Origin of the sequence: Xylophilus rhododendri, assembly GCF_009906855.1 — a bacterium.
In the GTDB taxonomy this organism is placed as follows: Bacteria; Pseudomonadota; Gammaproteobacteria; order Burkholderiales; family Burkholderiaceae_C; genus Xylophilus; species Xylophilus rhododendri.
On record NZ_CP047650.1, the window covers coordinates 2,562,208 to 2,578,174 of the forward strand.

Annotated in this window: 17 protein-coding genes and 4 tRNA genes; 3 read left to right on the forward strand and 18 right to left on the reverse strand. The window is 66.4% G+C overall.

The genetic code is table 11. The features are described 5' to 3' along the window. Positions 1 to 241: 241 nt before the first annotated feature. The 11 genes from rplL to GT347_RS11895 form a co-directional block, all read right to left on the reverse strand. Positions 242 to 616 (reverse strand): 50S ribosomal protein L7/L12, encoded by a 375-nt coding sequence (gene rplL / locus GT347_RS11845; protein ID WP_160552145.1) that lies wholly within the window; start codon positions 614 to 616, stop codon positions 242 to 244. Between the two features lie 43 nt (positions 617 to 659). After that, positions 660 to 1,199 (reverse strand): 50S ribosomal protein L10, encoded by a 540-nt coding sequence (gene rplJ / locus GT347_RS11850; protein ID WP_160552146.1) that lies wholly within the window; start codon positions 1,197 to 1,199, stop codon positions 660 to 662. Positions 1,200 to 1,468: 269 nt separating this feature from the next. Next, entirely contained in the window at positions 1,469 to 2,167 is a 699-nt protein-coding gene (gene rplA / locus GT347_RS11855; protein WP_160552147.1) for a 50S ribosomal protein L1, read from the reverse strand. A 2-nt stretch (positions 2,168 to 2,169) separates the two neighbouring features. Then, positions 2,170 to 2,601, reverse strand: coding sequence for a 50S ribosomal protein L11 (gene rplK, locus GT347_RS11860; protein ID WP_160552148.1), 432 nt, complete (start codon positions 2,599 to 2,601; stop codon positions 2,170 to 2,172). 142 nt (positions 2,602 to 2,743) lie between these two features. After that, on the reverse strand, positions 2,744 to 3,358 hold the full coding sequence (gene nusG / locus GT347_RS11865) for a transcription termination/antitermination protein NusG (RefSeq protein WP_229722846.1): 615 nt from the start codon (positions 3,356 to 3,358) through the stop codon (positions 2,744 to 2,746). Beyond that, a complete protein-coding gene (gene secE / locus GT347_RS11870; RefSeq protein WP_160552149.1) occupies positions 3,358 to 3,741 on the reverse strand; it encodes a preprotein translocase subunit SecE in 384 nt (127 codons plus the stop codon). Before secE ends, nusG begins: the two co-directional genes overlap by 1 nt. A 93-nt stretch (positions 3,742 to 3,834) precedes the next feature. After that, positions 3,835 to 3,910 (reverse strand) — tRNA-Trp (locus GT347_RS11875). A 15-nt stretch (positions 3,911 to 3,925) separates the two neighbouring features. Continuing rightward, complete coding sequence (gene tuf, locus GT347_RS11880; RefSeq protein ID WP_160552150.1) at positions 3,926 to 5,116, reverse strand: elongation factor Tu; 1,191 nt, start codon at positions 5,114 to 5,116, stop codon at positions 3,926 to 3,928. 80 nt (positions 5,117 to 5,196) lie between these two features. Then, positions 5,197 to 5,271, reverse strand: a tRNA-Thr gene (locus tag GT347_RS11885). Positions 5,272 to 5,348: 77 nt separating this feature from the next. Continuing rightward, positions 5,349 to 5,422: transfer RNA gene (locus GT347_RS11890), tRNA-Gly, on the reverse strand. Between the two features lie 64 nt (positions 5,423 to 5,486). Continuing rightward, positions 5,487 to 5,572: transfer RNA gene (locus tag GT347_RS11895), tRNA-Tyr, on the reverse strand. 138 nt (positions 5,573 to 5,710) lie between these two features. Between GT347_RS11895 and GT347_RS11900 the strand changes: the two genes are divergently transcribed. After that, positions 5,711 to 6,793: a patatin-like phospholipase family protein gene (locus tag GT347_RS11900; protein WP_160552151.1), complete on the forward strand. Its 1,083-nt coding sequence runs from the start codon at positions 5,711 to 5,713 to the stop codon at positions 6,791 to 6,793. Here the strand turns inward: GT347_RS11900 and GT347_RS11905 are convergent, their stop codons facing one another. The 6 genes from GT347_RS11905 to gph all read right to left on the reverse strand — a co-directional run bounded on the left by GT347_RS11905 (position 6,794) and on the right by gph (position 12,421). Then, a complete protein-coding gene (locus GT347_RS11905; RefSeq protein ID WP_160552152.1) occupies positions 6,794 to 7,501 on the reverse strand; it encodes a uracil-DNA glycosylase in 708 nt (235 codons plus the stop codon). It lies immediately after the preceding gene. A gap of 10 nt (positions 7,502 to 7,511) precedes the next feature. Continuing rightward, positions 7,512 to 8,303 carry an indole-3-glycerol phosphate synthase TrpC gene (gene trpC / locus GT347_RS11910; protein ID WP_160552153.1) on the reverse strand — a complete coding sequence of 264 codons (792 nt, stop codon included), beginning with the start codon at positions 8,301 to 8,303 and terminating at the stop codon, positions 7,512 to 7,514. Next, positions 8,300 to 9,346: an anthranilate phosphoribosyltransferase gene (trpD, locus tag GT347_RS11915; RefSeq protein WP_160552154.1), complete on the reverse strand. Its 1,047-nt coding sequence runs from the start codon at positions 9,344 to 9,346 to the stop codon at positions 8,300 to 8,302. Before trpD ends, trpC begins: the two co-directional genes overlap by 4 nt. A 17-nt stretch (positions 9,347 to 9,363) precedes the next feature. Beyond that, positions 9,364 to 9,942, reverse strand: coding sequence for an aminodeoxychorismate/anthranilate synthase component II (locus GT347_RS11920; RefSeq protein WP_160552155.1), 579 nt, complete (start codon positions 9,940 to 9,942; stop codon positions 9,364 to 9,366). 5 nt (positions 9,943 to 9,947) lie between these two features. After that, positions 9,948 to 11,471, reverse strand: coding sequence for an anthranilate synthase component I (trpE, locus tag GT347_RS11925; RefSeq protein WP_160552156.1), 1,524 nt, complete (start codon positions 11,469 to 11,471; stop codon positions 9,948 to 9,950). Between the two features lie 257 nt (positions 11,472 to 11,728). Beyond that, positions 11,729 to 12,421, reverse strand: a complete 693-nt coding sequence (gene gph / locus GT347_RS11930; RefSeq protein WP_160552157.1) for a phosphoglycolate phosphatase — start codon at positions 12,419 to 12,421, stop codon at positions 11,729 to 11,731. 159 nt (positions 12,422 to 12,580) lie between these two features. On the opposite strand from gph, the gene GT347_RS11935 reads away from it, so the two are divergent. Together GT347_RS11935 and GT347_RS11940 are read left to right on the forward strand one after the other, a co-directional pair. After that, positions 12,581 to 13,063, forward strand: coding sequence for a hypothetical protein (locus GT347_RS11935; protein WP_160552158.1), 483 nt, complete (start codon positions 12,581 to 12,583; stop codon positions 13,061 to 13,063). A gap of 15 nt (positions 13,064 to 13,078) precedes the next feature. Further along, positions 13,079 to 13,330, forward strand: coding sequence for a hypothetical protein (locus GT347_RS11940; RefSeq protein WP_160552159.1), 252 nt, complete (start codon positions 13,079 to 13,081; stop codon positions 13,328 to 13,330). A gap of 64 nt (positions 13,331 to 13,394) precedes the next feature. On the opposite strand, the gene GT347_RS11945 is transcribed toward GT347_RS11940, so the two are convergent. Next, entirely contained in the window at positions 13,395 to 15,572 is a 2,178-nt protein-coding gene (locus tag GT347_RS11945) for a catalase (RefSeq protein WP_160552160.1), read from the reverse strand. Positions 15,573 to 15,967 lie beyond the last annotated feature (395 nt).

A 15,967-nucleotide genomic window follows, 5' to 3' on the forward strand; every position in this document is an offset into this window, starting at 1 on the left:
TTGACCTGCCGCGCGGCAGGCTATGCATGCGCGCGGCAAGCTTGGCGGTTGGCCACTACCAACCATGGCGGACGGCGATGCATTGCACATCGCCCGGACCAAGGCGCCTTCTGTCGTCGGGGCTCAGAAGACACTACAAAGACGCGAACTTCGCGTCTTTGTGCTGTGTTCTTAACACACTGCCTGAAACAGCAAAAGGCTGGGGGCCTTTCAGCACCCCAGCCCCCTGCTGCAGAAGAGCTTACTTCAGCTCGGCCTTGGCGCCGGCTTCGATCAGCTTCTTGACTGCTGCTTCGGCGTCTGCCTTCGGCAGGGCTTCCTTGACGTTCTTCGGAGCGCCGTCGACCAGGTCCTTGGCTTCCTTCAGACCCAGGCCCGTGATTTCGCGCACGGCCTTGATGACGCCGACCTTCTGGGCGCCGGCTTCGAGCAGCACGACGTTGAATTCGGTCTTTTCTTCAGCGGCCGGAGCAGCGGCGCCGCCACCGGCTGCCGGTGCGGACATGGCCGCGGCGGACACGCCAAACTTCTCTTCGATGGCCTTGACCAGGTCGTTGAGTTCGATGACCGTCATGCTGTCGAGCGCGGTCAGGAAAGCGTCTTTATCGAATGCCATTTTGAATTCCTAGAAAACTTGTGTTGGTTGGTTTGCCGAGCGCTCAGGCTGCGGCAGCTTCCGTCGCCTCGGCGGCCGGTGCTTCTGCGACTGCGCCTTCGCCACGCTTCTCCGCCAGCGCCGCGAGAACGCGAGCGGTACGAGAGATGGGGGACTGCATCAGGCCCAGCAGTTGTGCCAGCAGCACTTCCTTGGACGGGATGTTGGCCAGTTGCTTCACGCCAGCGACGTCCAGCGACTTGCCCGAAAGCGCGCCCGCGCGAATGACCAGCTTGTCGTTGGTCTTCGCGAAGTCGGCCACCACCTTGGCGGCGGCCACTGCGTCTTCGGAGAAGCCGTAGATCAGCGGGCCGGTCATCTGGTCGGCGACGATCTCGAAGCCGCTGCCGGCGACTGCGCGGCGTGCCAGGGTGTTCTTCAGAACACTCAGGGTCACACCGACGCTGCGCGCCTGGTTGCGAAGCTTCGTCATGTCGGCGACCGTGATGCCGCGGTATTCCGCAATCACCAGCGATTGAGCTTTGGCGGCGAGGCTGGTCACTTCTGCAATGACCGCTTCTTTCTCACTGCGATTCAGACTCAAGGTCTACTCCTTCAATGTGCCTGGGACCCGAAGGCCCTTCGGCACGCTCTTGTTGCAGCGACCAACCGTTTCCAGGATCAGGCACGAGGCTTGTTCCTTTGGCGGTGGGATCGCCATCTGCGCTGGCCGTCTTGCGGCGATTAAGCAGGACCTGCGCCCTGCACCAGCGGTCTTGGATGGCCTGGACGCCTCGCCTTCGGCACTTCTGCCGAGGGCGGGCGCCCAGCCCACCACCGGGCGGCCTGGCGGCCACCCGAATTTTTCAGCCCTTAGGCTGCAGCGATGGATTGGGTGTCCACGCGGACGCCCAGACCCATCGTGGAAGACACGGCCACCTTGCGCAGGTAGACACCCTTGCTCGAAGCCGGCTTGGCCTTGGTCAGCGCATCGATCAGCGCGACCAGGTTGCCTTGCAGCTTGTCGCTGTCGAAGGAACGACGGCCGATGGTGCCGTGGATGATGCCGGCCTTGTCGACGCGGAACTGGATCTGGCCAGCCTTGGCGTTCTTGACGGCGGTGGCGACGTCGGCGGTGACGGTACCGACCTTCGGGTTGGGCATCAGGCCGCGCGGGCCCAGGATCTGGCCCAGGGTACCGACGACACGCATGGCGTCCGGAGCGGCGATCACGATGTCGAAGGGCATGTCGCCCGCCTTCACCATGGCGGCCAGGTCGTCCATGCCGACGATGTCGGCGCCGGCGGCCTTGGCTTCTTCAGCCTTGGCGCCCTGGGCGAACACGGCCACGCGCTTGGTCTTGCCGGTGCCGTTGGGCAGCACGACGGCGCCACGCACGACCTGGTCGGACTTCTTCGCGTCGATGCCCAGCTGCACGGCCACGTCGATGGATTCATCGAACTTGGCGGTGGCGGCTTCCTTGACCATCGCCAGCGCTTCGGTCAGCGCGTACAGCTTGGTGGACTCGACCTTGCCTTCGAGGCTCTTTTGTTTCTTGGTCAGCTTAGCCATGATTACAGGCCCTCCACGGTCACGCCCATCGAACGGGCAGAACCCGCCAGCGTACGCACGGCGGCGTCGAGGCTGGCAGCGTTCATGTCCTTCATCTTGGTGTTGGCGATCTCTTCCAGCTGAGCGCGGGTGATCTTGCCAACCTTCTGCTTGTTCGCCACCGGCGAACCCTTGTCGAGCTTGATCGCCTTCTTGATCAGGACGGTCGCGGGCGGCGTCTTGATGATGAAGGTGAAGCTCTTGTCCGCGAAAGCGGTGATGACCACCGGCAGCGGCAGGCCCGGCTCGACACCTTGGGTCTGGGCGTTGAACGCCTTGCAGAACTCCATGATGTTGAGGCCGCGCTGGCCCAGTGCGGGACCGATCGGCGGCGAAGGATTGGCCTTGCCGGCCGGTACTTGCAGCTTGATGAAACCGACGATTTTTTTCGCCATGTTTTGCTCCTTGCGGGTGATAACGCCTGGCGGGTCACGAAGACCGCCGGGCTCCCCGGGGTTTGCCGACTCTATCGACTACGTCGCGGGCACCGAGTCGAAAAATGCGCCCGCGACAAATTGGGATGAAGACCGAAAAGCCTCAGGTCTTCTCGACCTGGCCGAATTCGAGTTCGACCGGCGTGGCGCGGCCGAAGATGGTGACGGACACCCGCACCTTGTTCTTCTCGTAATTGACTTCCTCGACCGAACCGTTGAAGTCGGTGAAGGGGCCTTCCTTGACGCGCACCAGTTCGCCCACGATGAACTCCACCTTGTGGCGGGGCTTCTCGGTGCCTTCCTGCATCTGGCTGACGATCTTCTGGACTTCTTCTTCCGAGATCGGCGCCGGACGGTTCTTGGCGCCGCCGACGAAGCCGGTCACCTTGTTGGTGTGCTTGACCAGGTGCCAGGTGTCGTCGTCCATCACCATCTCGACGAAGACGTAGCCCGGGAACAGGCGGCGCTCGGTGGTGCGGCGCTGGCCGTTCTTGACCTCGACCACCTCTTCGGTGGGCACCAGGATGCGGCCGAAGCGCTGCTCCATGCCGCCGCGCACGATGCGCTCGCTGATGTTGCGCTCGACCGCCTTTTCCATGCCCGAATAGGCATGGACGATGTACCAGCGCAGGTCCGGATTGGCAGCAGGCGCTGCGGGCGCAGAAGCGCCCTCGGGAACCAGCGCGTCGTCGGAAGTGTTGTCCACGGTGTCCGCCATTATTTTCTCCAGCCCAGCAACAGGTCGTAGAAGACCCATTCCAGCGTCTTGTCGGTCACCCACAGGAACAAGGCCATCACGATCACGAAGCCGAATACGTAGGCGGTGATCTGGATGGCCTCCTTGCGCGCCGGCCATACGACCTTGCGCACCTCGCGCCAGGAATCCTGGCCGAAGGCAATCAGCTGCTTGCCGTTTTCCGAGGTGAAGAACAGCACGGCGGCGACCACCAGGCCGACCAGCAACGCGGCCCACTGCGCCAATGCGCCCTGGCGCGACAGCAGATAGAACGCGACCAGCGCGGCCAGCACCATGGCGATGGACAGGCCGATCTTGGCCTTGTCCGCGCCGGTGCTGACGGTTTCAACTTGGGAAGTCGCCATGAGGCTGGGGTTTCCTGCAATGCAATCGAGAAAGGCGTCCCTGGAGACGCCGAAGCCCGTCAGGTCATGACGGGCTTGCTTGCCACCTTCAGGTGGCAGGGGCAGTAGGAATCGAACCTACAACCTTCGGTTTTGGAGACCGACGCTCTGCCAATTGAGCTATACCCCTTCGTAAAACAAAGCCTTAGGCGATGATCTTGGCAACCACGCCGGCGCCGACGGTCTTGCCGCCTTCACGGATGGCGAAGCGCAGACCTTCTTCCATGGCGATGGGGTTGATCAGCTTGACGGTGATCGACACGTTGTCGCCAGGCATGACCATTTCCTTGTCGGTCGGCAGCTCGATGGCGCCGGTGACGTCGGTCGTGCGGAAGTAGAACTGCGGACGGTAGTTGTTGAAGAAGGGCGTGTGACGGCCGCCTTCGTCCTTCGACAGAACGTACACCTCGGCGGTGAAGTGCGTGTGCGGCTTGATGGAGCCGGGCTTGCACAGCACTTGGCCGCGCTCGACTTCTTCACGCTTGGTGCCGCGCAGCAGGATACCGACGTTGTCGCCGGCCTGACCCTGGTCCAGCAGCTTGCGGAACATTTCCACGCCGGTGCAGGTGGTCTTGACGGTGTCGCGGATGCCGACGATCTCGATTTCCTCGCCGACCTTGACGATGCCGCGTTCGACACGACCGGTCACCACGGTGCCGCGGCCGGAGATGGAGAACACGTCTTCGACGGGCATCAGGAAGGCACCGTCCACGGCGCGCTCGGGCGTCGGGATGTAAGTGTCCAGCGCTTCAGCCAGCTTCATGATGGCTTCTTCGCCCAGCTTGCCGGAGTCGCCTTCCAGGGCGAGCTTGGCCGAGCCGTGGATGATGGGGGTGTCGTCGCCGGGGAAGTCGTACTTGTCCAGCAGCTCGCGCACTTCCATTTCGACCAGCTCGAGCAGCTCGGCGTCGTCGACCATGTCGCACTTGTTCAGGAACACGATGATGTAAGGCACACCCACCTGGCGGGCCAGCAGGATGTGCTCGCGGGTCTGGGGCATCGGGCCGTCGGCGGCCGAGCACACCAGGATCGCGCCGTCCATCTGGGCGGCGCCGGTGATCATGTTCTTGACGTAGTCGGCGTGGCCGGGGCAGTCGACGTGTGCGTAGTGGCGGTTGGCCGTTTCGTACTCGACGTGGGCCGTGTTGATCGTGATGCCGCGGGCCTTTTCTTCAGGCGCTGCGTCGATCTGGTCGTAGGCCTTGGCTTCGCCGCCGAACTTCTTCGACAGAACGGTTGCGATCGCAGCCGTCAGCGTGGTCTTGCCATGGTCCACGTGGCCGATGGTGCCCACGTTGACGTGGGGCTTGGTCCGCTCGAATTTTCCTTTTGCCATTGTCCGACTCCGAAAAAAACTTTAAATCTGAATTTCAAAACAACAGAAATGGGCGCCACCCCGAAGGATGGCGCCACAATTGGTGCCCTTGGCGGGAATCGGACCCACGACCTCTCCCTTACCAAGGGAGTGCTCTGCCACTGAGCCACAAGGGCAGCGAAGCCCGCTTTCGCGGACCCCACCGAAAATCAACACATCGCCAGATCTGTCACGACACCTGCAAAACGAACGATGGAGCGGGAGACGGGAATCGAACCCGCGTCATCAGCTTGGAAGGCTGGGGTTCTACCATTGAACTACTCCCGCATCGACCAGGCCTTGAGAGCCTGACTGAGCAACAAAAGTTCGCTACCACTTCAATTCGTTTCGCTGGTGGAGGAGGCTGGATTCGAACCAGCGTAGGCGTAAGCCAACAGATTTACAGTCTGCCCCCTTTAGCCACTCGGGCACCCCTCCGGCGAGCCTCAGAGTATAGCGAGGTTTTGTGGCAGTTTTCAATAGGTGTGCCGGTTTTTTGCAAGATCAGGCTCATTGGCCCACAATGCTGCACTGCAACATACCCTGCGCCTCCCCTGGCGGTGCAGCAGAAAAGCCATGAACCACAAGGACTTGCCGACGTCGGCAGTCGCCGTCCTGGAGGCGCCGAGGCCGATCAGCCTGGCGCTGCAAGGCGGCGGATCGCACGGCGCCTTCACCTGGGGCGTGCTCGATGCGCTGCTGGAAGACGGCCGGCTCGATATTTCCGGCCTGAGCGGCGCCAGCGCCGGCGCGGTCAATGCGGTGGCGCTGGCCCACGGCTTCGCCAACGGCGGACCGACCCGCGAGGGCCGCAGCCAGCTGGCACGCGACACCCTCGCGCGCGTCTGGCGCGGCGTCGCGGGCCTTGCCGGGCTGGGCTCGATGGCCCAGGGCATCGCCCGCCTGATGACCGGTGGCTGGAGCAGCGATGCCGGCAGCGCCTTCGGCGATGCGATGAGCCGCTGGATGTCGCCCTACCAGTCCAATCCCCTGGGCTTCAATCCGCTGCGCAAGCTCCTGCAGGAGGAGATCGATTTCGAATCCGTGGGCCGGCTGCAGCAGCCGAAGGTCTTCGTGTCCGCCACCCAGGTGCGCACCGGGCAGGCGACCATCTTCAAGGGCCGCAAACTCACCCTCGATGCGCTCATGGCATCCGCCTGCCTGCCCCAGATGTTCAAGGCGGTGGAGATCGACGGCGAGGCCTACTGGGACGGCGGCTTTTCCTCGAACCCGCCGCTGGCGCCGCTGGTGGACGGCTGCGACAGCCGCGACATCGTGCTGGTGCAGCTCAACCCGCTGTCGCGGGAGCGTATTCCGCAGGGCGTGCAGGACATCCAGGAGCGTGTCACCGAACTCAATTTCAACGCCAGCCTGCTGGCGCAGATGCGCACCATCGACTTCATCAACCGGCTGATCGCCCGCGGCGAACTGGTGGAGGGTGCCGAGTACAAGAGCGTGCGCCTGCACCGCATCGACGGCGGCAAGGCCATGCAGGATCTGTCGGCATCTAGCAAGCTGTCGGCCGACCCGGCGATGGTGGAGCGCCTCTTCGGCGAGGGCCGCGCGGCGGCGGCGAAGTGGCTGGCCCGGCATTTCGACGCGCTGGGCAGCGAAAGCACCATCGACATCCGCCGCGACTACGTCGGCAGCACCGCCTGATCAGGCGCCCGGCTTGCCGTGCCGGTCGCGCCATTCGCGCGCCTGCGAGAAATGCCCGTTGCCGATGAAAGGCACGGGCGGGCGCAGGGCCGACAGCGGCGAGGGATGGTTGGAGGCGAGGATCAGGTGCCGCTTCGTGTCGATCAAGGCACGTTTGCTCTGCGCATGCGCGCCCCACAGCATGAAGACGACCGGATGATCGCCCTCGGCCACCTGGCGGATGACCGCGTCGGTCAGCACCTCCCAGCCCTTGCCGGCGTGGCTGGCGGGCTGCGCCTCTTCCACGGTCAGGCAGGTGTTGAGCAGCAGCACGCCCTTGCGCGCCCACTTCACCAGGCTGCCGCCGGGCGAGGGAAACGTCGGCCAGGGGGTGCCCAGGTCGCGTTCCAGTTCCTTGAAGATGTTGCGCAGCGAGGGCGGCAGGGCCACGCCCGGCGCCACGCTGAAGGCCAGCCCCTCGGCCTGGCCGCGGCCGTGGTATGGGTCCTGGCCGAGGATGACGACACGCACCTCCTCGGGCGGCGTCAGCTCCAGCGCCCGCAGGGGCTGGGGCGGAAAGATGGTCGCTTCGGCGTCCAGCCGGGCCGCCAGGAAACCCAGCAGCTTCTGCCCGGCCGGACCGGTGAAGAAGGCATCCACCAGGGCTGCCCATCCGGGCGCGACCGGCCAGTCGGCGGGGTCGGCGCTGCTCAGCTGATCTGCCGCCATGGCCGCCGCCTCAGTCGAAGAACAGCTCGGCCAGGGCCTGGCCCGGTTCCTCGTGGCGCATGAAGGCCTCGCCGACCAGGAAGGCGTTCACGCCGGCGCCACGCATGCGCTCCACGTCGGGCTGGGCGGTGATGCCGGATTCGGTCACCAGCAGGCGGTCGGCGGGCACATCGGCCATCAGCGAGAGTGTGGTGTCCAGGCTGACCTCGAAGCTGCGCAGGTCGCGGTTGTTGATGCCGATCAACGGCGTGCGCAGCTTCAGCGCGCGCTGCAGCTCCTCGCGGTTGTGCACCTCGACCAGCACGGCCATGTCCAGGCCCAGCGCGATGGCTTCCAGCTCGGCCATTAGTCCGTCTTCCAGGGCGGCAGCGATCAGCAGGATGCAGTCGGCGCCCATGGCCCGCGATTCGTAGATCTGGTAGGGGTCGACCATGAAGTCCTTCCGCAGCACCGGCAGGCCCACCGAGGCACGTGCCTGCTTGAGGAAGTCCGGGCTGCCCTGGAAGAACTGCCGGTCCGTCAGCACCGAGAGGCAGGCGGCGCCGCCTTCGGCATAGCTCTGCGCGATGTCGGCGGGGATGAAGTCGGCGCGGATCACGCCCTTGGAAGGGCTGGCCTTCTTGATCTCGGCGATGACCGCCGGATCGCCCGCCGCGATCTTGGCGCGCAGGGCACCGACGAAGTCGCGGGTGAGCACCCGGCTCTCGGCATCGGCGCGCACCTGGTCCAGGGGCACCCGGTCCTTCGCCGCGGCGATTTCCTGGTGCTTGACTTCGATGATCTGTTGGAGGATGTCGCTCATGCGCTGGCTTTCTGCATGCCCAGCACCTGCGTCCGTTCGACGAAGTGCTGCAGCTTGGCGCGCGCGGCGCCGGAATCGATGGCCGAGCGCGCTTGCGCCAGGCCTTCGGGAATGGAGGATGCGACGCCGGCCGCATAAAGCGCCGCCGCCGCGTTGAGCGAGACGATGTCACGCGCCGGCCCGGGCGCGCCGTCGAGCACGCCGCGCAGCAGGGCCATGGACTCCTGCGGTGTCTCCACCTTCAGGGCGCGGCTGCTGGCCATGGCCAGGCCGAAGTCCTCGGGATGGATCTCGTATTCGTGGATCTCGCCGTCCTTCAGCTCGCCCACCAGCGTGCCGGCGCCCAGGCTGATCTCGTCCAGCCCGTCCTTGCCGAACACCACCAGGGCATGCTGCGCGCCCAGGCGCTGCAGGGCCCGCACCTGGATGCCGACCAGATCGGCATGGAACACGCCCATCAGGATGTTGGGCGCGCCCGCCGGGTTGGTCAGCGGCCCCAGGATGTTGAAGATGGTGCGCACGCCCAGTTCCTTGCGCACGGGCGCCACGTTCTTCATCGCCGGATGGTGGTTGGGCGCGAACATGAAGCCGATGCCGACCTCGGCGATGCAGCGGGCGATGGCCTCGGGCGGCAGGTTGATGTCGGCGCCCAGGGCCTCCAGCACGTCCGCGCTGCCGCTCTTGCTGCTGACGCTGCGGCCGCCGTGCTTGCTCACGCGCGCGCCGGCCGCGGCCGCCACGAACATGGTGCAGGTGGAGATATTGAAGGTGTGCGAGCCGTCGCCGCCGGTGCCGACGATGTCGACCAGGTGGGTGCTGTCGGCCACCTCCACCTTGGTGGCGAATTCGCGCATCACCTGCGCGGCCGCCGTGATCTCGCCGATGCTTTCCTTCTTCACCCGCAGGCCGGTGATGATGGCCGCCGTCATCGCGGGCGACATCTCGCCGCTCATGATGGTGCGCATCAGGTGCAGCATCTCGTCGTGGAAGATCTCGCGGTGTTCGATGGTGCGCTGCAGCGCCTGCTGGGGGGTGATGGGCATGGGTTCCTGCTCCTGTTTCACTTGCCGTCCAGGTAGTTCTTCAGCATCGCGTGGCCATGCTCGGTGAGGATGGACTCGGGATGGAACTGCACGCCCTCGATCGGCAACGTCTTGTGGCGCACGCCCATGATCTCGCCGTCGTCTGTCCAGGCCGTGACTTCCAGCACCTCGGGCGGCGCGGATTTCTCGATGGCCAGGGAGTGGTAGCGGTTCACGGTGAACTGCTCCGGCAGGTCGGAGAAGACGCCGGTGCGCTTGGTGGTGATCACGCTGGTCTTGCCGTGCATCAGTTGCTGCGCCCGCACGATCTTTCCGCCGAAGGCCGCGCCGATGGCCTGGTGGCCCAGGCACACCCCCAGAATGGGCAGCTGGCCGGCGAACGCCTGGATCGCCGCGACCGAGATGCCCGCCTCGGCCGGCGAGCAAGGGCCGGGCGATACCACCAGCCGCTCGACGCCGGCGGCGATGCGCTCACCCACGCCCTGGACCGTGATCTCGTCGTTGCGGAACACCTCCACCTCGGCGCCGAGTTCGCTGAAGTACTGCACCAGATTGAAGGTGAAGCTGTCGTAGTTGTCGATCATCAAAAGCTTCATGGCGTTCACTCCAGTCCTTCTTCCACCAGCTCCGCCGCCCGCAGCAGCGCACGCGCCTTGGCCTCGGTTTCCTTCCACTCCATCTCGGGCACCGAGTCGGCCACCACGCCGGCCGCGGCCTGCACATAGAGCACCTGGTCCTTGATCAGGCCGGTGCGGATGGCGATGGCCACGTCCATGTCGCCGCCGTAGCTGATATAGCCCACCGCGCCGCCGTAGAGGCCGCGCTTGACCGGCTCCAGCTGGTCGATCAGCTCCATCGCATGCACCTTGGGCGCGCCGCTCAGCGTGCCGGCCGGGAAGGTGGCCTTGAGCACGTCGGTGGCGCTCATGCCGTCCTTCAGCACACCCTCGACGTTGCTCACGATGTGCATCACATGGCTGTAGCGCTCCACCGCGAAGGCCTCGGTCACCTTCACGCTGCCGGCCTTGGCGATGCGGCCGATGTCGTTGCGCGCCAGGTCGATCAGCATGACGTGTTCGGCGCGTTCCTTCGGGTCGTTGACCAGTTCCACCTCGGCGGCCTGGTCGGCCTCGGGCGTGGCGCCGCGCGGCCGGGTGCCGGCGAGTGGGCGGATGGTGATCTTCTGGCCCTCGGATGTCTGCTCCTGGCGCACCAGGATCTCGGGCGAGGCGCCCACCACATGGAAGTCGCCGCCCTCTCCCGGGCGGCCGGTGCCCAGGTGGTAGAAGTACATATAGGGCGAGGGGTTGAGCATGCGCAGCGCCCGGTAGAGCGACAGCGGCGATTCGGTGAAGCGCTTCTGGATGCGCTGGCCCACCTGCACCTGCATGAAGTCGCCGGCGGCGATCAGCTCCTTGGCGCGCTCCACCGCCGCGATGTAGTCGGCCTTGGCGAAGCTGCGCTCCGAAGGATGGCTCTGCGAAGGCCGGATCTCCGGCGCCAGCACCGGCTGGCGCAGGCGCTCGCGCAGCACGTCCAGGCGCGCGCGGGCGGCGTCGTAGGCCCTGGGCTGGCCCGGGTCGGCATAGACGATCAGGTGCAGCTTGCCCGAGAGGTTGTCGATCACCGCCAGTTCCTCGCATTGCAGCAGCAGGATGTCGGGGCAGCCCAGGGTGTCGGGCGGGCAGCTGTTTTCGAGCTTCTTCTCGATGTAGCGCACCGCGTCGTAGCCGAAATAACCAGCCAGCCCGCCGCAGAAGCGCGGCAGGCCCGGACGCACCGCCGCCTTGAAGCGGCGCTGGTAGGCGGCGATGAAGTCCAGCGGATTGCCCTCGGCCTTCTCGACCACCTCGTCGTCGGTCAGCACCTCGCTGCGGGCCTGCGCGCCGAAGCCGCTGGCGCGCACCAGGGTGCGGGCGGGCAGGCCGATGATGCTGTAGCGGCCGAAACGCTCGCCGCCCACCACCGACTCCAGCAGGAAGCTGTTGCGGCCGCCGTCCTGCACATGGGCGAGCTTGAGGTAGAGCGAAAGCGGCGTTTCGAGGTCGGCGAAGGCCTCGGCCACCAGGGGGATGCGGTTGTAGCCCTGCTGTGCGAGGGCGTTGAATTCGGATTCGGTGAACACCAAAAGATCTCCGGCTGGGGTCCCGGCAGCTTCGGGGCGCGCAGCATTGGCGCGGCCCGGGCGACCGGGGTTCGTCTTGGAAAAGGGGGCGGTGGAGGAACCGCGGTGCGCGTCGGGGCGATGCCGCCGCGCCGGCTTCAGCCGGTGATTACACGCACGGCGTGGCAGCCGGCCGTCGCCAGGGCCAGGCTCCCCGGTCGGCCAGACCTGTGCGTAAGGTGCGGTGAACGAACATCTGGTGAAGTGTAGCAGCGGGGTCAGTTCGCCCGCGCCAGCAGCGCCGCCAGATCTTCCAGCGAATCCAGATGGAAGTCGGCCGGCACTTGCTCGATCGGCTCGCCGTGGTTGTAGCCGTAGCCGACCAGCGCGACCGCGCATCCGGCGCCGGAGGCCGCCAGGGCATCGTTGCGCGAATCGCCGATCGCCAGCGTGCGCTCAGGAACGCTGCCGAGCGCGCGGCAGGTCTCGCGCACCGGCAGCGGATCTGGCTTCTTGGCCGCGAAGCTGTCGCCGCCGAAGATGTGCTCGAAGTGATGCGCCAGGCCATTGGCCTCCAGCAGCGCGCGGGCGAAGGCCAGCGGCTTGTTGGTCAGGCAGGCCAGGCGCAGGCCGGCATCGCGCAGCGCCTGCAGGCCCTCGGGCACACCGGGGAACACGGCCGAATGCAGGCCGTTGACCAGGGCGTAGTGGCGGAAGTAGCGCGCCAGGGCATCGGCCGGGTCGTGCCCCGCAAGGCCCGCCAGCGGCAGCGCCGAATGCACCAGGTGCTCGGAGCCCTTGCCGACCAGCAGCATCACCTGCGCACGCGGCAGGGGCTGGGCGCCCAGCTCGACCAGCATGGCGCCCAGCGCCTGCTCGAAGTCGCCGAGGGTGTCGACCATGGTTCCGTCGAGGTCGACGATGGCGGCGTCGTAACGCAGCGCGGAAGGAGGCTGTGGCGTGGGATTCATGTGCCGCCTATCGTAGTGCGGACGACGCGGCGGCTCCTACAGCCTGCGGCAGCAGCGTCCTACCGGCAACGCCCTGCCAGGCGCCCAGCATGGTGTTCCAAGGGGTCGGAAAGCGCTTGCGAACCGCCCCGTGACTCTCATCCCGAAAGGACACACACCATGGCTGCACGTGAAGAATCCCTGAACCGCGACCCGATCAGCGACGAGCCGGGCGCACATCCCATCGGCACCGGCATCGGCGCCGGCGGCGGCGCCATCACCGGCGCGGCCCTGGGCTTGGCCGGCGGCCCTGTCGGCGTCGCCGTGGGCACCGTGATCGGTGCCGTGGTCGGTGGCCTGGCCGGCAAGGGCGCGGCCGAAGCCGTCAACCCCACCGCCGAAGACGCCTACTGGCGCGACGCCTACGTGGGCGAGCCCTACTACAGCGACGGCCTGGGCTACGACGACTACGCCCCCGCCTACCGCGCCGGCTACGAAGCCTGGGGCGGCGAAGGCCGGCGCGACTACGACGCCTACGAGGCCGAACTGGCTTCTAGCTGGGACAGCCGCCGAGGCGCATCGCGCCTCTCGTGGGACGAAGCCCGGCCGGCCACGCGTGCCGCCTGGGAACGCGCGCAGCGCCAATACCCGATGGACATCTGAAGGAGACGCCGCCCCATGAAGGAAGCCATCAGCAGCCGCTCGCTCCAGGGCCACACGCGGCCCGAGCAGCAGGAAACCGGCAAGGGTGCGACACCACGCACGCCCAACGAGCGCGACACCTCGTCCGATAGCCAATCGGCCCGCCAGTCCGGCGGACAGGCGGCCAACAAGGCCGCCCACAAGGATGCCGCCAGCGGCCGGCCCGATACCGACAAAGGACCCGAGATGGACCGCGTCTACGACAAGGTCAAGGGCTCGCCCAACTAGGCTTGCCGCCACCCACGAACAAAAGCCCCGCATGCGGGGCTTTTGTTCGGGGCGGATAAAAGGCTCAGGCCGGAATGGAGTCGATGTCCGGCCGGTCCCAGTGGCGGTGCAGCTGCATCGCCGCGATGAAGTCCTGCGCCGTCTGCACGCCCGCTTCGGCGCTGGCCTCGCCCAGCACCACGCCGGGATGGTTGCCCAGCGCATCGCGGTTCGCGCCCGCCTGGATGCCCAGCAGCGCCAGCAGCGCCACGCCGTCGCCGATGGCGCACACCGGCTTGCAGTGCTTGTAGGCCTCGAGCACGAAATGCACCGCATCGCCGCTCTTGGCCAGCGCCTCGGCGCTTTCGCGGCCACCGGCCACCAGCACCGCGTCGAACATCACCGAGGGCATGGCCTGCAGCGTGGCGGCCACTTCCAGGCGCCTGCCGCCAGAGGTGGCGACGGCACCCAGGCGCGGCGCCAGCACCCAGCATTCGGCGCCGGCATCGGTCAGCGCCTGCTGCACCGGCCGCAGGGACACCACATCCACCCCGTCGTTGGCCAGGATGGCCACCTTGCGGGTCTGGATGCCTGCCTTGTCCGGCCGCGGCGCCATGCTCAGCGCCGCCGACTCCTCGATCGGCAGCTCGAAGCGCACATTGCGGAACCCGGCCTGCCCCATCGCCGCCTTCGGGTCCGGCGGCTCGATGCCCAGCGTGGCCGCCACACGCTTGGCCAGGCGGGCATCTACATGGGCCAGGTTGTTGACCATGCGCTGGCGCACCGCCACGGTGGCGACCTTGCTCAGCTCGAAGCGGAAGGCAGCCACGATGTGGTCCTTCTCGGCCGGCGTCATGCTGTTCCAGAACAGCGTGGCCTGGCTGAAATGGTCGTCGAAGCTGGGGCTGCGGCGCCGCACCTTGGGCGGCTCCACCGTGTTGTCCGGCTGGCTGTGGAAACCCTGCAGGCCGCCGTCCACGCGGAACTCGGCGCCAGCGGCCAGCGAATTCGGCTCGTAGGAGACCTGGCCGCGGCCTATGGTCTGCCGGTGCATGCCGTCGCGCTGGAAGTTGTGCACCGGGCAGATGCCGCGGTTGATCGGGATCTCGTGGAAGTTGGGCCCGCCCAGGCGCGAGAGCTGGGTGTCGGTGTACGAGAAGAGCCGGCCCTGCAGCAGCGGATCGCTGGTGAAGTCGATGCCCGGCACCAGGTGGCCGGGGTGGAAGGCCACCTGCTCGGTCTCGGCGAAATAGTTGTCGGGGTTGCGGTCCAGCACCAGCTTGCCCACCGGCACCACCGGCACCATTTCCTCGGGGATGAGTTTGGTCGCGTCCAGCACATCGAAGCCCAGGGACGCGGCCTTGTCCTCGGACATGATCTGCAGGCCCAGCTCCCATTCGGGGAAGTTGCCCTTCTCGATCGCGTCCCACAGGTCGCGGCGGTGGAAGTCGGCGTCCTTGCCGGCGATCTTCTGCGCCTCGTCCCAGGCCAGGCCGTGCATGCCCAGCTTGGGTTTCCAGTGGAACTTCACGAAATGCGACTCGCCCCGGCCGTTGATCATGCGGAAGGTGTGCACGCCGAAGCCCTCCATCATGCGGAAGCTGCGCGGCAGGGCCCGGTCGCTCATCGCCCACATCAGCATGTGGGTGGTCTCGGGCATCAGCGAGGCGAAATCCCAGAAGGTGTCGTGGGCGCTGGCGGCCTGGGGGATCTCGTTGTGCGGCTCGGGCTTGACGGCGTGGATCAGGTCCGGGAACTTGATCGCGTCCTGGATGAAAAACACCGGCATGTTGTTGCCGACCAGGTCGTAGTTGCCTTCCTGGGTATAGAACTTGACCGCGAAGCCGCGCACGTCGCGTGCGGTGTCGGCCGAACCGCGCGAGCCGGCCACGGTGGAGAAACGCACGAAGACGGGCGTGCGCGCCTCGGTGTCATTGAGGAACTGGGCCGTGGTGTATTCCGACAGCGCCTTGTAGACCTGGAAATGCCCGTGCGCCGCAGCGCCGCGGGCGTGCACCACCCGCTCGGGGATGCGTTCGTGGTCGAAATGGGTGATCTTCTCGCGGAGGATGAAATCCTCCAGCAGGGTCGGGCCGCGCAGGCCGGCCTTGAGCGAGTTGTGGTTGTCCGGGATCTGCAGACCCTGGTTGGTGGTGAGCAGCTGGGCCGGCTCGTCCGCATAGGACTGCAGCTGCTGGATCTTGTCGGCGGCGGTGGGGCTGGCCTTGGCCTTGCCGCGGCCGCCGTTCCTGGATTGCACCATGGTGTCTCTGGCTTTCTTGCAAACGGCGCCCTGGGGCGCCGTCATCATGCGGGTGGAAGCCTACGGCCGCGCCACCCTCGGGTACGCGGCGCCGGCCCTGCTGTCGTTTTAATAGTCGTAGCAGCGCTCGAGAGCATTGACGAGCGCGGTCAAGGCCACTAGGCCCATCACACCTGCGACGCTCCACAAAACCCATTCCATGGTGATACCCCTCGATGCAAACGCTGCCGCCAAAACTTTTTTCGGCTGACGCAGCCCTGCTTTTGCAGTGCTTCTCAGCCTTGAAGAAAGGTTAATGGCAGGTAAACACGGCAACCGTAGCCGTAAGCGCGCGGGGTTTGTGGGCAATCGCGGGGTCGCGATGTCAGCGCGGTCCCACAGTCGCCGCGCCTATG

Coding starts and splice junctions, on each gene's coding strand:
- trpD (WP_160552154.1), bottom strand. CDS start 9,346: ATGCCCATCACCCCCCAGCAGGCGCTGCAGCGCACCATCGAACACCGC.
- rplA (WP_160552147.1), bottom strand. CDS start 2,167: ATGGCTAAGCTGACCAAGAAACAAAAGAGCCTCGAAGGCAAGGTCGAG.
- GT347_RS11945 (WP_160552160.1), bottom strand. CDS start 15,572: ATGGTGCAATCCAGGAACGGCGGCCGCGGCAAGGCCAAGGCCAGCCCC.
- rplK (WP_160552148.1), bottom strand. CDS start 2,601: ATGGCGAAAAAAATCGTCGGTTTCATCAAGCTGCAAGTACCGGCCGGC.
- trpC (WP_160552153.1), bottom strand. CDS start 8,303: ATGAGCGACATCCTCCAACAGATCATCGAAGTCAAGCACCAGGAAATC.
- nusG (WP_229722846.1), bottom strand. CDS start 3,358: ATGGCGGACACCGTGGACAACACTTCCGACGACGCGCTGGTTCCCGAG.
- GT347_RS11900 (WP_160552151.1), top strand. CDS start 5,711: ATGAACCACAAGGACTTGCCGACGTCGGCAGTCGCCGTCCTGGAGGCG.
- rplL (WP_160552145.1), bottom strand. CDS start 616: ATGGCATTCGATAAAGACGCTTTCCTGACCGCGCTCGACAGCATGACG.
- gph (WP_160552157.1), bottom strand. CDS start 12,421: ATGAATCCCACGCCACAGCCTCCTTCCGCGCTGCGTTACGACGCCGCC.
- tuf (WP_160552150.1), bottom strand. CDS start 5,116: ATGGCAAAAGGAAAATTCGAGCGGACCAAGCCCCACGTCAACGTGGGC.
- GT347_RS11935 (WP_160552158.1), top strand. CDS start 12,581: ATGGCTGCACGTGAAGAATCCCTGAACCGCGACCCGATCAGCGACGAG.
- GT347_RS11940 (WP_160552159.1), top strand. CDS start 13,079: ATGAAGGAAGCCATCAGCAGCCGCTCGCTCCAGGGCCACACGCGGCCC.
- GT347_RS11905 (WP_160552152.1), bottom strand. CDS start 7,501: ATGGCGGCAGATCAGCTGAGCAGCGCCGACCCCGCCGACTGGCCGGTC.
- GT347_RS11920 (WP_160552155.1), bottom strand. CDS start 9,942: ATGAAGCTTTTGATGATCGACAACTACGACAGCTTCACCTTCAATCTG.
- secE (WP_160552149.1), bottom strand. CDS start 3,741: ATGGCGACTTCCCAAGTTGAAACCGTCAGCACCGGCGCGGACAAGGCC.